Source organism: Ferrovibrio sp. GW821-FHT12D07 (assembly GCF_058807275.1).
The window spans coordinates 344197-357052 of sequence record NZ_JBXAQN010000002.1; the positions used below are offsets into that span (position 1 = coordinate 344197).

The following is a 12856-nucleotide window of genomic DNA, read 5'->3' on the forward strand; positions in this document are numbered from 1 at the left end:
CCGCCCGACCATACCCTTCCGTTTACGGCTTGGCGATATGCCAGGCGCCGTTCAGGAAGCCGTCGCCGGTGGTGTCACCCGGCTTGGTGTCCTTGGTCCAGGCATAGAGCGGCTTGCCCTTGTAAGCCCACTGCTTGCCGCCATCATCGCGGGTGATCACCGTCCAGTCGCCCATGTTGGCGGCGCCAGCGGCGGCCATCAGCGGCGGCCAGTTGGTGGCGCAGGGACCGTTGCAGGCCGACTTGCCCGGGGTGGCGTCACGGTCGAAGGTGTAGAGCGTCATGCCTTTGGCATCGACCAGCACCGGGCCGAGCGCGGTGGTGCCAGTCTTGGCCGGCGCCATGCTGTCGGCGCTGGCGCAGGCGACGAGGCCCAGCGACAGCAGGCCGGTCAGCATCAGGTTGCGCATCATCATCGGGAAATCCCCTCATTTGCGTTGTGGGCGGCGGCCGGTATGGCGCCGCTGAAGGGGAAGACCCCCGGATGGACGCTTTATTCCCGTCATTGTGAAAAAAACCGCTCTTGCCGCCGGACCAAGCCGGACCTAGCATTGGTTCATGCGGTTGCGGTTCCTTCCTGCCCTGCTTCTCCTGCTGCTGCCCCTGCCGGCGCAGCCGGCCAGGGCACAGTCCGTCCTCGACGGCCTGTTCGATAAACTGCAGGAAACCCAGAATCCCATCGAAGCCCGCCAGACCGAGCGCAAAATCTGGGATGCCTGGTCCAAGGGCGATTCCGATACGCTGGACGCCCTGATGCAGGGCGGCGTCGCCGTCATGGAAAAAGGCGATTACAAGCGCTCGGCCGAAATCTTCACCGCCATGATCGAGCTGAAACCCGATTTCGCCGAAGCCTACAACAAGCGGGCCACCGTGCGGTTTCTTGCCGGTGACTATCCGGGCTCGGTGGCCGATATCGAGCGCACGCTGAAGCTGGAACCGCGCCATTTCGGCGCGCTGACCGGCTTGGGACTCATCATGGAGCGGCTGGACAACCTGGAGGAAGCGCTACGCGCCTATCGCCGGGCGCTAGCCGCCAATCCGCATCTGAATGACGGCACCGACAAGCTGAAAGAGCTGCGCCGCCGCATCGACGCCAAGGAGCTGTAGGCGTCGCTTACTTCTGGAAGATGAAAAACACCGCGCCGACCAGACAGAGGAAGGCGGCCAGGTAGTTCCAGCGCAATCCCTCGCCCAGATAGAAGACGGCAAAGCCGGCGAAGACCGCCAGCGTGATCACTTCCTGCATCACCTTCAGCTGCGCCGCCGAGAAGCCACCGGTCGTATAGCCGATGCGGTTGGCCGGCACGGCGAGGCAGTATTCGAAGAAGGCGATCGCCCAGGAAATCAGGATCACTTTCCACAGCGCCTGCTCCTGGTATTTCAGGTGCCAGTACCAGGCGAAGGTCATCAGCACGTTCGAGCCGATCAGCAGCAGAATCGTCGGCATCAGCCGGCCTCCACGCGGGCAATCCTCAGCACATTGGTGTTGCCGGGCGAACCGAAGGGCACACCCGCGGTCACTACCAGATTGTCGCCGGGCTTGGCCATCTGGCTCTGGCGCGCCACGGTCGTCGCCTTCTCGATCATGTCCGAGAAGTTGATGGCATCGGCCGCCACCACGGCATTCACGCCCCAGGCAATGCTCAGGCGTCGCGCGGTTTCCAGCAGCGGCGTCAGGCACAGGATGGGCGAGCGCGGCCGTTCGCGGGCAGCGCGCAACGCCGTCGAGCCCGACATCGTATAGGTGACGATGGCCGCGGCGTTGATCGTCTCGGCCACCTGGCGGGCGGCCGCGGTGATCGCATCGGACGGCGTGTTTTCCGGATTGTTGTGCTCGGCATCCATGATGCCGCGATAGAGCGGATCACGCTCCACCTGCATGGCGATGCTGTTCATGGTGCGCACGGCCTCGACGGGGAAATCGCCAGAAGCGGATTCCGCCGACAGCATGATGGCATCCGCGCCATCATAAACAGCCGTCGCCACATCCGAGACCTCGGCGCGCGTCGGCACCGGCGCCTTGATCATGCTTTCCAGCATCTGGGTGGCGACCACGACAGGTTTGCCCGCGCGCCGCGCCAGCCGCACGATTTTCTTCTGCAGCCCCGGCACCGCCTGCAGCGGCATTTCCACGCCCAGGTCGCCGCGCGCCACCATCAGCGCGTCGCAGAGCTGCACGATCTCGTCCAGCGTATCGACGGCCGAGGGCTTTTCGATCTTGGCCAGCAGGGCCGCGCGGCCCTGGATCAAACTCCGCGCCTCGCGCAGATCATCCGGCCGCTGCACGAAACTCAGTGCGATCCAGTCGACACCCTGCGACAGCGCGAAATCCAGGTCGGCGCGATCCTTCGGCGTCAGCGCCGAGAGCGGCACCAGCGTATCGGGCAGGTTGACGCCCTTGCGGTCGCTCAGCCGGCCGCCGACCATCACCTTGGTCTCGGCCCAGCCCGGGCCCACGCCGGTGACCTTCAGGCGCAGTTTGCCGTCATCGAGCAGAAGTTCAGTGCCGGGCTTCAGGCTGCCCAGCACTTCCGGATGCGGCAGCTGTACCCCGGTGATATCGCCGGCCCCGGCCTGCAGGTCGAGGCGGAAGCTCTGGCCGGTCTGCAGCTCCACCGCACCGTCCCGGAAGGCGCCGATTCGCAGCTTCGGCCCCTGCAGATCGGCCAACAGGCCGATCGGCCGGCCGGTTTCGGCCTCCAGCGCCCGCACATCCCGGACGCGGGCGGCGTGATCCTCGTGGGTGCCATGGCTGAAATTGAGGCGGAAGACATCCGCGCCGGCCTCGAACAGGGCCCTGATCCGCTCCGGACTGCTGGAGGCGGGCCCCAGCGTAGCGAGGATCTTGACGTTACGTTCCCTATGCATACTCCCCCCGAAACCAGAGGTCCTATCATAGTCACCGGCAGGCCCGGACTGCGACGAAAATATTAGGTATCAAGCAGTTGCGTTTTTTGCTGCATTTGCGAAAAAGGCGCCCGCACCCCCTTCGCAGAGTCCAAAGGACCAGACGACCATGGATATCGCACGCATCAGCGTCGGCAAGAACCCGCCCTATGACCTCAATGCCGTGATCGAGATTCCGGCCGGCGGCGTGCCGGTGAAGTATGAACTCGACAAGGATTCCGGCGCGCTGTTCGTCGACCGTTTCCTGCACACCGCCATGTTCTACCCGGCCAATTACGGCTTCGTGCCGCATACGCTGGGCGGCGACGGCGACCCCTGCGACATCCTGGTGGTGAGCCATGTGCCGGTGGTGGCCGGTGCGGTGATCCGCTCGCGCCCGATCGGCGCGCTGAAGATGGAAGACGAGGCCGGCGGCGACGAGAAGATCATCGCCGTGCCGGTCGACAAGCTGCACCCGTTCTACACCAACGTGACGACCTACAAGGACCTGCCAGCCAGCCTGCTGGAGCAGATCGAGCACTTCTTTGTCCACTACAAGGACCTGGAGAAGGGCAAGTTCGTCAAATCGGCCGGCTGGGTCGGCCCCGACGAGGCCGCCAAGATGATCACCGAAGGCATCGTGCGCGCGGCCGGAATCAAGTAGGCGGAATCAAGTAAGTCAAAGCGTTATAGAGATTTCAGAGCGCGGCGGTCCGGTGATCCGGGCCGCCGTTTTCGTGCCAGCCGCGTCCAATCCTGGCCAGCGGCATGCCAGTGACGCGCCAATTCTGACCTATTTTGACCAATCCGAGCCAATTCCAGCCAATTTGAGCCAGCTGGAGCCAATGGTGGCCAGCGGTAGCCGGCGACCGGAACGCCCTTCCGTTCAGGTAAGGCGCTCGGTCGCGCGCATCAACCCCGGTTATCCTCGAGCACCATCTCGGCGCCCTTCTCGGCGATCATCAGCGTCGGCGACGCGGTATTGCCCGACGGGATCAGCGGCATGGCGGAGGCGTCGATCACCCTGAGGCCATCCACACCCCTTACACGCAAACGTCCGTCCAGCACCGCCATCGGATCGCTGTCGACGCCCATCTTGGCGGTGGCGACCGGATGAAAAATCGTCGCGCCGATCTGGCCCGCCGCCACACGCATGTCGGCTTCGGTCTGCACCTGCGGACCGGGCAGGTATTCCTCGGGCTTGTAACGGCTGAGTGCCGGCGCGGCGGCCAGCTTGCGCGTCAGCTTGAGACTGTCGATAGCCACCTGCATGTCGGCTTCGGTGCTGAGGTAATTCGGCTGGATCGCCGGGGCCTGATGCGGATCGGCCGACTTGATGCGCACAGACCCACGCGATGTCGGCCGCAGGTTGCAGATGCTGGCGGTGAAGGCCGGGAAGCTGTGCAGGGGCGAGCCGAAGGCATCCAGCGACAGCGGCTGGATATGGAATTCCACATTCGGCGTCTCATGCTCCGGCGACGAGCGCGTGAACATGCCAAAGGTTGACGGCGCCATGGTGAGCGGACCACGCCGGCGGATCGCATAATCGAGACCCATCAGCGCGCGGCCGAACAGGCCAGCACCGTTGATGGTGCGCGCGCCATTGACCTTGTAGATCAGGCGGAGCTGCAGATGATCCTGCAGGTTCTCGCCCACGCCGGGCGCGTCATGCACCACGTCGATACCATGCTCTTTCAGCAGCGCGGCCGGGCCGATGCCGGAAAGCTGGAGAAGCTGCGGCGAGTTGATCGCGCCAGCGGCCAGGATGATCTCCTTGCGTGCCTTGATGCGCTTGCGCTCAAAATCGTCGGCCACCACCACCGAGACGGCGCGCGGACGGCCAGTATCTGTGGCCGTCTCGAATTCCACCTTCTCGACATGGGCGCGCGACAGCAGCCCGATATTGCCGCGCTGGTCCATCACCGGCACCAGGAAGGCCGAGGCGGCCGACCAGCGCAGGCCCTTCTTCTGGTTGACCTGGAAGTAGCCCGAACCCTCGTTGGTGCCGCGGTTGAAATCGTCGGTCTTCGGGATGCCGATCTGCTCGCCGGCATCGGCCACGGCATCGAGCAGGTCCCAGCGCACGCGCGCCTTTTCGACGCGCCACTCGCCACCAGCGCCATGCAGCTCGGATGCGCCGCCGTGGAAATCCTCATGCTTCTTGAAATAGGGCAGCACGTCGTCCCAGCCCCAGCCGGACAGGCCCATCTGCGCCCAGGTGTCGTAATCCTGCACCTGGCCGCGCATGTAGACCATGGCGTTGATGGCGGTGCAGCCGCCGATCACCTTGCCGCGCGCATAGCCGATGGAGCGGTTGTTCAGCCCCGGCACCGGCTCGGTCTTGTAGCACCAGTCGGCGCGCGGGTTGCCGATGGCGAAGAGATAGCCGATGGGGATGTGAAACCAGATCCAGTTGTCGCGCCCGCCGGCCTCGATCAGCAGGACCTTGTTCTTCGGGTCTTTCGAGAGCCGGTTGGCCAGCAGGGTGCCGGCCGTGCCGCCGCCGACAATGATGTAATCGAAGGTTGCCCCTTCGGTGATGTCTTGGGCCTGAGCGGCCATGGCGTTTCCTCGTTAATACACGCTAAATTTGCATCATCCGCAGAAAATCTTGCAAGGGTATATGCGCCTGCTAAACTAGACCGGTGCGGGTGGAGCCGATCTCGTATCGGCTGACTCCCCAAGGGGGTCTTGCTTACAGAGTAAGGTAATCCTTAGCGTAGGCTATCTTAATTTTAGGAGATAGTAGCCAGTCATTACACCCGCACACATTTCACGGGAGGGGTGATGACGGAAGAAGCTATTCAAATCATCAAGCGAAAAATATGGCTGACCTATAAGACGAGGATGCTCTCTGAAACTCGGCTCCGAAATTATGGAACCTTGTTTCACCTCGCCACGCTTTGGGCTTCGCTTCATTTAATTCTGTATTCGATATTCACCGATGTTTTGACTGCCTACATCCCATTATTCGACAAACTTGTAATTTGCTTAAGCATCGCTCTCTTTGCGCTCTCTATTGGCAATTATGTTTTTCGCTTTTTTGAGAGAGCCCAGTTATTCAGAGAGTGCTATCTTGATCTGCAAAGACTGTACGAATCAGAGTTACCAAGAATCGATATCGTGAATAAGTATCACGATATTTTAAAGCAATATTCCAACCACTCCGATTGGGATTATGACGACTTGGTCGTCAAAACTGTTGTCTTCAAGAAACAACCTCTTCTTGCAAGCGACGGAACCCCCATCACAGCCAGCAAAGCTACAGTCGCCGAATTCTTCATAAGAAACTTTATTTACTATTTCATTTATGTCGTTGTTTTCTTGCTACCCCTTGCGCCGTACTTAGTGCCGTTTTGGAGCTGATTATGGCGGCCCAACATCACTTCAAAAAAATATTCAACGAGAAGAACCTCGTCGCTTTATACGATCAGGTTAAACTCAAACCGGGCGCGACAGGTCGAGATGGAGTATCGCCAGCTTCATTTTCTGCTTTGCTTCCAGAAGAAGCTAAGTTGATAGAAAAAAAGGTATGGCTGAAGAATTACAAATTCACACGATACAAAGACAAACTAATATCCAAGGGTTACAAAAAGTATCCGCGCTTAATTTCCATACCGACACAGCGCGACAGATTAACATTAAGAGCTTTATTTAATTTTCTCGTCAAAACATTCCCTGATGTCAGCACACGAAAACCACACAAGTACATTTCAGATATCCGAGACTATATACGCGCCAATAGCTCCGATGAGCTATCCTTTCTGCGTTTGGACATTAAAGACTACTACCCCAGCATTGACCACGCCCTATTAATAAAATCAATCCGCCGAAAAGTACGAACGCCAGAAGCTCTCAAGCTCATCAATGACGCAATCAAAACCGAGACCTATGAAGGAATTCCGGAGTCTGGAATTCCCCAAGGGTTAAGCATTTCAAACCTATTAGCCGCCATTCACCTCAAACGATTTGACGCAATGGCGGAAAAGAAGTGGCCGTACTATCGGTATGTTGACGACATTTTAGTTATATGCCCTCGGGGGCAAGAAAAACCTGCATTCCGCTGGATGCAACGTCGCTTAAAAGCAATGAAACTTCATTGCCACGACATAGATAAGAAGAATCAAAAATCGTATTACGCCCCCATAAATGAAGGCGTGAGTTATCTTGGCTTTCACATCAGCAAGGATACTATTTCAGTACGAGAGTCCTCATACAAAAGAATGTTCGAGACTATAACTGCGGTTTTTACGTCGAATAAAAATAATGAGAGAAGATTAGTGTGGCAGTTGAATTTGAAAATCACAGGATGCGTACTCGACAAGAAAAGATTTGGCTGGATGCATTTCTTTTCAATGACAGAGGACATTTCTCAACTGAAGAGGTTAGATAAATTCATTAATGACCAACTAAAGAAGAGGCAGCTCACTCACTTAAACTCCAGAATCAAGAAGTTTACTCGCTCTTATTATGAAATCCGACATGACAGCGGCTCCAATACCTACATACCGAATTTTGACACATACTCATCTTCGGATATGGCTGCAGAGCTAAATATGATAGGAGTTGACACATCTCGCATGACTGAGGAAGAAGTGAAAGTCCGCTTCGCGCAGACCGTCAAGAAAGAGGTTAACGCCCTCGAGCGGGACCTACTTGATCCCCTTTCATAAAGGGCATCGTCTCGCAGATGATGCCTCTAACACTCTATCAACAGATCATCAAAATTAGGGAAGCCCCCATGCTGTTCGTCGTTCACGCCAAGGACCGCCCCGGCACCGGCATGCGCCAGAAATGGCGCGCCGCCCATCTGGAGTTCATCGCTGACTGCAAGGACGCGTTCAAATATGGCGGGCCGCTGATCGACGAGGCCGGCACCGTGGTCGGCAGCATCATGGTGCTGGAGATGGCCGATCGCGCTGCCCTGGATGCTCATCTGGCGCGCGATCCCTATTTCCGCGAGCCGGTCTTCGAGAGCGTGGAGATTTTCCAGTCCCGCCAGATCATGCCCGAAACCGTGCCGGGATCGCTGGCGGCCGAGCTGGAGCGGCAGAAGGCGGCGACGGCGGGCTGAGTTAGCTCCGTCGTCATTTCCGCGAAAGCGGGAATCCAGACTTACTGCATGCAGCCTGTGGCCCCTGGGTCCCCGCCCGTCGCGCTTTGCGCGACAGCATATATATTGGGCGGCAAAGCCGCCCGGGCGCGGGGACGACGCGCGTGGGTTACAAAGCCTGTGCGCAGGCGTGGCCGGAACTCCAGGCCCACTGGAAATTGAAGCCGCCGAGATGGCCGGTGACGTCCACCACCTCGCCGATGAAATAGAGCCCCGGCACGGCTTTCGCGCCCATGGTCTGCGAGGACAGCGCATCGGTATCGACGCCGCCGAGCGTCACTTCCGCCTTGGCATGGCCTTCGGTGCCGCCGGGCGTCAGCCGCCAGTCCTGCACGGTTGCAGCCACGGCGCGTAGCCGCGCATCAGCCAGATCGGCCATCTTTGTGCTTCCTTGGCGGCCCTCAGCCATCGCGACCTCGGCCATGCGCTCGGCCAGCCTTTTGGGAATCAGTGTGCCCAGCACGGTGACCAGATCGCTTTTCGGCTTGTCATTGCGCGCGGCTTTCAGCAGCGCGAACAGGTCCTGACCCGGCAGCAGGTTGAGGGTGACAGGCTCCTTGCGGGCCTGCTGCTCCCAGTAGGATGAAATCTGCAGGATGGCCGGCCCGCTCAGGCCCTTATGCGTGAACAGCAGCGCCTCGCGGAAACTCTTCCTGCCGCATTTCGCCTCGGCATCCTCCACGGCGACGCCGGCCATGCCATCCCATTTCTGGCTGTCCCTGGCATCGAAGGTAAACGGCACCAGCGCCGGCTTCGGCGTGACGATATTCAGGCCGAACTGTTTGGCAACCTCGTAGCCCCAGCCGGTGGCCCCCATTTTCGGAATGCTCGGCCCACCGGTGGCGATCACCAGTTGCGCAGCCTCGAAACTTTCTGAACTGGCGCTGTCGACGCGGAAACCGCTGTCGGTTTTCGCCACCGTTGCGACCGGCGTAGAGAGGCGGATGGTGACATCGCCTTTGCCGCACTCGTCCAGCAGCATCTGGATGATCTGCTTCGAGCTGCCATCGCAGAAGAGCTGCCCTAGCGTCTTTTCGTGCCAGGCAATGCCATGGCGATCCACCAGGGCGATAAAATCCTGCTGGGTGTAGCGCTTCAGCGCCGATTTGGCGAAATGCGGGTTCTGCGACAGGAAGTCGTTGGCCCCAGCGTGGAGATTGGTGAAGTTGCAGCGCCCGCCGCCGGAAATGCGGATCTTCTCGCCCGGGTTCGCTGCATGATCGAGCAGCAGCACGCGCCTGCCGCGCTGGCCGGCAAGGGCTGCACAGAACAGCCCGGCGCCGCCGGCGCCGATGATGATGGCGTCATATTGGGGAGAGGTCATGGGAGGTTCTTTAGCGGGAAAACTCAAAGCCGTCATCCTCGGGCTTGTCCCGAGGATCCATCCCAACCCTGCGTGCATCGGCCGAGAGAGCTTCTTGGACAGATGGACCCTCGGAATAAATCCGAGGGTGACGTGTAAACATGCTCAGAACTTCCGCGCTGCCACCACGTAGACGTTGATGGTCGCCTCGCCCAGGCTACGCATGGCCTCCAGCCGGTGCAGGCCGGCGATCAGCACATAGCGTTTCTGGGCATCATCGCGCCGCACCTGGATCGGCACGGTCATGCCGCCATCGGTGACGATCTGGTCGGACAGCGTCTGGACCTTGGCGGGATCGATCAGCCCCTTGAACTTGGCCGGCACATAAATCTCGGCCAGCTTCACCGGCACGGCCTTCATCGTTGTCATGCTTCGTCCCCGCTCTCATAGGTGATCTTCACCACCTCGATCTGCTCCGGCCCGTGCGGTGTGCGCAGGTCGACGATATCGCCCTCGCGGGCCTTCATCAGGGCACGGGCGACCGGTGAAATCCAGCTCACCTCGCCCTGCTCGATCCGCGCCTCGTCGATGCCGACGATGCGGACGGTCTTTTCCGCCTCATGGGGATCGATATAGGTGACCGTCGCACCGAAGAAGACCTGTGCGCGGTTCTTCTGCAGCTTGGGATCGACCGGTTCGGCGATCTCCAGCCGTTTGAGCAGGAAGCGGATGCGGCGGTCGATCTCGCGCAGGCGCTTCTTGCCATAGAGATAGTCGCCATTCTCCGACCGGTCGCCGTTGCCGGCGGCCCAGGACACGATCTCGACCACCTTGGGCCGCTCGACCGTCTTGAGCTGGCGCAGTTCGGTCTGCAGCCGGTGCAGGCCGGCCGGCGTGATGTAGTTCTTGGCGCCAGCCGGAATCGGCGGCGCGGCGTCTTCCAGATCGTCGTCCGGGTCGCTGTCGGTCTCTTTTGTGAAGGCCTTGCTCATGGCGCGATCCTATCACGGCATGGCATAAAGCGGCCATGCTGACGGTTTATGTCGATGCCGATGCCTGCCCGGTCAAGGCCGAGGTCTACAAGGTGGCCGAGCGCCATGGCGTGCCCGTGGTCGTGGTGGCCAATGCCTGGCTGAATGTGCCGCGCGTGGACTGGCTGCGGCTGGTGGTGGTGGAAGCGGGCCTCGACAAGGCCGATGACTGGATCGTGGAGCAGGCCAAGGCCGGCGATATCGTGATCACCGCGGATATTCCGCTGGCGGCGCGCGGCGTCAAGGGCGGCGCCGTGGTGCTGAGCCCCACGGGCCGCGTCTTCACGGAAGCGTCGATCGGCATGGACCTGGCCAGCCGCGACCTGATGACATCCCTGCGCGATGCACATCCCACCGAACGGATCGGCGGCGGGCCGAAGCCCTTTTCGCAGAAGGAGCGCTCGACCTTCCTGCAGGCCCTGCATGAGGCCATCGAAAGGCGCAAGCGCCAGGGGTAGTGCGCGCTTACGGACCGGCTATTACTGGCCGGCTTTACTGACCGGGAACGCGGGTGATGGTCTTGATCGGACCGCGCGGGCGACCGGACTTCAGCGCGATCTCGCGATCCTGCTCTTCGATGAAGGCCTTGATCGGGCCCTCCCCGTCCAGGCCGCCGACCAGCTCGGGCGGAACGCGACGGTTCGAGGTCTGGGCGCCATCCTCATAGATCACGTTGAACAGGATGAAGGTGGCGTTGGGGTTGATCTTGGGCTTCTTGGCCATGACTGGCTGCTCCGGGACGTCTTAAACATCGACTGCTAACAAAGGGAAAGGGGCGCCCGTCGCCGGACGCCCCTTCTTACTCAATACGCGAAACGGCTTAGACGGCCTTGAGATTCACCGCCGAGGTCTTGCCGCGCTTCGGATCGCGCTGCTCCTCGAAGGAGACCTTCTGGCCTTCGTTCAGGCCGCTCATGCCAGCGCGTTCGACGGCAGAGATGTGGACGAACACGTCCGCGCCGCCGCTCTCGGGCTGAATGAAACCGTAACCCTTAGTGCTGTTAAACCATTTCACAGTGCCGGTGGCCATGTGCTTTTCCTCGTTCAGTGGTAGGTCGCACTCCACCCATGTGGGGTGCATCAGACTATGTCCAGGATGGCAGAGGTCTGGACCCGTCCGAAATGATCGAGGGGGTAGCAGGCCGGCAGTCCGAAGTAGAATGACAAAACCTAAGATAGGCGGTTTTCCCATTCCTGCAAGGCTGACGACACCCAAAGATGCCGCCGCCCTGGCACACAAGTCCACTCGCCCAAACGGAAATCCGGCCGATTAGTTCCCGGCTGCCTACCGGAAAATGCAACCTGGGCGCTTCCAGGTGCTCCCCGGGACGGATTTGCATTGATTCCACATACCCTATGCGGCTATTCCAACCGCAATCACTAGGGGTGGGCCCTTCCGATCATGACGACCAATAGCGCATTCCGGGAGGATGCCCTGCGGCGACAGCTGCATGGCATCTTTTTCGACCTGTGGCGCTTTGGCAGCAACGCGCTGGTCGGCTGGCGGCCCAGCCGCAACGGCATCGAGATCATCACCGTGCCCAAGGCCCGGCTGTTCGGCGAGCATGCCCGCCACCTCCCCACGCTCTCGGCCGGCAACCTGATGAGCGGGCCGGAGCTGGACGATGCCGCCCGGCTGCTCGACAGCCAGCCGATGGAGCTGCGGCTGGAGACCAAGGTGGGCACCGGGCCGGGCGAGATTCCGCCAGCCCTGGTCGAGACGGTGTTCAACCTGTTCACCGTCAGCAAGACGCCCTATCGCGCCGTGCTGCTGATCGACATCGTCGGCTTTTCCAAGACCACGCCGGAACTGCAGGCGGCCCAGCTCTCGACTCTGGAATTCTCGCTCAACCTGGCCGAGGAAATGGCGCAGGCCAACGGCCTCGCCGTCACGTTTGGCCGCACCACCACCGGCGACGGCTTCTATGTCTGGAACGAGCGCCAGGGCCTGCGCGCCGATATCGACCTGTTCTGCGCCGTCGCCATCTTCCAGATCCTGTTCTCGGCGCTGCGCCGCACGGCCTCCGTGCCCGGCACCGTGCCGGTGCTGCGGCTGTGCATGAGCATCGGCAGCCATTTCCTCTATCACCAGCCGCGCAAGGATGGCGGCAACGGCGGCGCCTTCATCGTCGGCGACGTGACGATCCAGGTGGCGCGCCTGATCGAGATCGCGCAGGACGACCAGATCGTGATGGGCGATTTCCAGCGGCCGCTGGGGCTGGGCCAGAATCTGTGCAACACTGAGACCTTCCTCACCGCGGTGAGCGAGCGGCTGACCCATCTGAAGAACCTGCGGGTGCTGGGCGAGACGATCAATCGCGTCACCTTCTACCTCACCGGTCCGCGCGAGGGCGGGGACGGCCGGCACAAGCCGACGCTGATCACGCTGACCGACAAGCACGGCTTCGAGCATCGCTGCTACAACGCCAAGCTCAACGCATTCCCCGAGCAGGGCGAACCCTACTATTGCGGATTGCAGCATACGGATTTCGTGCGGGCGGCCAAACGCGCGCCGCAGACCTGA

At 60.7% G+C, this 12856-nt stretch carries 16 protein-coding genes; 7 read left to right on the forward strand and 9 right to left on the reverse strand.

Features of this window, described 5'->3' with window-relative positions:
- Nucleotides 1-22: 22 nt before the first annotated feature.
- On the reverse strand, nucleotides 23-415 hold the full coding sequence (locus AC1RRE_RS13480; RefSeq protein WP_492981701.1) for a COG4315 family predicted lipoprotein: 393 nt from the start codon (nucleotides 413-415) through the stop codon (nucleotides 23-25).
- 142 nt (nucleotides 416-557) lie between these two features.
- Here AC1RRE_RS13480 and AC1RRE_RS13485 point away from each other — a divergent pair, with 142 nt between their 5' ends.
- Nucleotides 558-1106, forward strand: coding sequence for a tetratricopeptide repeat protein (locus tag AC1RRE_RS13485; RefSeq protein ID WP_492981702.1), 549 nt, complete (start codon nucleotides 558-560; stop codon nucleotides 1104-1106).
- A gap of 7 nt (nucleotides 1107-1113) precedes the next feature.
- Here the strand turns inward: AC1RRE_RS13485 and AC1RRE_RS13490 are convergent, their stop codons facing one another.
- Nucleotides 1114-1446: a DMT family protein gene (locus AC1RRE_RS13490; protein WP_492981703.1), complete on the reverse strand. Its 333-nt coding sequence runs from the start codon at nucleotides 1444-1446 to the stop codon at nucleotides 1114-1116.
- On the reverse strand, nucleotides 1446-2867 hold the full coding sequence (gene pyk / locus AC1RRE_RS13495) for a pyruvate kinase (RefSeq protein ID WP_492981704.1): 1422 nt from the start codon (nucleotides 2865-2867) through the stop codon (nucleotides 1446-1448). Before pyk ends, AC1RRE_RS13490 begins: the two co-directional genes overlap by 1 nt.
- A gap of 148 nt (nucleotides 2868-3015) precedes the next feature.
- On the opposite strand from pyk, the gene ppa reads away from it, so the two are divergent.
- Nucleotides 3016-3549, forward strand: coding sequence for an inorganic diphosphatase (gene ppa, locus AC1RRE_RS13500; protein ID WP_492981705.1), 534 nt, complete (start codon nucleotides 3016-3018; stop codon nucleotides 3547-3549).
- Between the two features lie 248 nt (nucleotides 3550-3797).
- Here ppa and AC1RRE_RS13505 read toward each other — a convergent pair whose 3' ends face one another.
- On the reverse strand, nucleotides 3798-5447 hold the full coding sequence (locus tag AC1RRE_RS13505) for a GMC family oxidoreductase (protein ID WP_492981706.1): 1650 nt from the start codon (nucleotides 5445-5447) through the stop codon (nucleotides 3798-3800).
- Nucleotides 5448-5672: 225 nt separating this feature from the next.
- Here AC1RRE_RS13505 and AC1RRE_RS13510 point away from each other — a divergent pair, with 225 nt between their 5' ends.
- The 3 genes from AC1RRE_RS13510 (at nucleotide 5673) to AC1RRE_RS13520 (ending at nucleotide 7959) form a co-directional block, all read left to right on the forward strand.
- Nucleotides 5673-6251, forward strand: a complete 579-nt coding sequence (locus tag AC1RRE_RS13510) for an SLATT domain-containing protein (protein WP_492981707.1) — start codon at nucleotides 5673-5675, stop codon at nucleotides 6249-6251.
- A 2-nt stretch (nucleotides 6252-6253) separates the two neighbouring features.
- Nucleotides 6254-7558 (forward strand): reverse transcriptase domain-containing protein, encoded by a 1305-nt coding sequence (locus AC1RRE_RS13515; RefSeq protein WP_492981708.1) that lies wholly within the window; start codon nucleotides 6254-6256, stop codon nucleotides 7556-7558.
- A gap of 68 nt (nucleotides 7559-7626) precedes the next feature.
- The gene (locus AC1RRE_RS13520) at nucleotides 7627-7959 is read left to right on the forward strand and encodes a YciI family protein (protein WP_492981709.1); all 333 of its coding nucleotides are present in this window, start codon (nucleotides 7627-7629) and stop codon (nucleotides 7957-7959) included.
- Between the two features lie 148 nt (nucleotides 7960-8107).
- On the opposite strand, the gene AC1RRE_RS13525 is transcribed toward AC1RRE_RS13520, so the two are convergent.
- From AC1RRE_RS13525 to greB, 3 genes are all read right to left on the reverse strand, one after another.
- Nucleotides 8108-9322 carry a BaiN/RdsA family NAD(P)/FAD-dependent oxidoreductase gene (locus AC1RRE_RS13525; protein WP_492981710.1) on the reverse strand — a complete coding sequence of 405 codons (1215 nt, stop codon included), beginning with the start codon at nucleotides 9320-9322 and terminating at the stop codon, nucleotides 8108-8110.
- A 144-nt stretch (nucleotides 9323-9466) separates the two neighbouring features.
- Nucleotides 9467-9730 (reverse strand): ParB N-terminal domain-containing protein, encoded by a 264-nt coding sequence (locus AC1RRE_RS13530; RefSeq protein WP_492981711.1) that lies wholly within the window; start codon nucleotides 9728-9730, stop codon nucleotides 9467-9469.
- Complete coding sequence (greB, locus tag AC1RRE_RS13535) at nucleotides 9727-10293, reverse strand: transcription elongation factor GreB (RefSeq protein WP_492981712.1); 567 nt, start codon at nucleotides 10291-10293, stop codon at nucleotides 9727-9729. Before greB ends, AC1RRE_RS13530 begins: the two co-directional genes overlap by 4 nt.
- 38 nt (nucleotides 10294-10331) lie before the next feature.
- Between greB and AC1RRE_RS13540 the strand changes: the two genes are divergently transcribed.
- Nucleotides 10332-10790, forward strand: a complete 459-nt coding sequence (locus AC1RRE_RS13540; protein ID WP_492982937.1) for a YaiI/YqxD family protein — start codon at nucleotides 10332-10334, stop codon at nucleotides 10788-10790.
- A 34-nt stretch (nucleotides 10791-10824) separates the two neighbouring features.
- On the opposite strand, the gene AC1RRE_RS13545 is transcribed toward AC1RRE_RS13540, so the two are convergent.
- Both AC1RRE_RS13545 and AC1RRE_RS13550 read right to left on the reverse strand, forming a co-directional pair.
- Nucleotides 10825-11055, reverse strand: a complete 231-nt coding sequence (locus AC1RRE_RS13545; RefSeq protein WP_492981713.1) for a hypothetical protein — start codon at nucleotides 11053-11055, stop codon at nucleotides 10825-10827.
- 97 nt (nucleotides 11056-11152) lie between these two features.
- On the reverse strand, nucleotides 11153-11362 hold the full coding sequence (locus tag AC1RRE_RS13550) for a cold-shock protein (RefSeq protein WP_492981714.1): 210 nt from the start codon (nucleotides 11360-11362) through the stop codon (nucleotides 11153-11155).
- A 372-nt stretch (nucleotides 11363-11734) separates the two neighbouring features.
- Between AC1RRE_RS13550 and AC1RRE_RS13555 the strand changes: the two genes are divergently transcribed.
- Nucleotides 11735-12856 (forward strand): hypothetical protein, encoded by a 1122-nt coding sequence (locus AC1RRE_RS13555; protein ID WP_492981715.1) that lies wholly within the window; start codon nucleotides 11735-11737, stop codon nucleotides 12854-12856.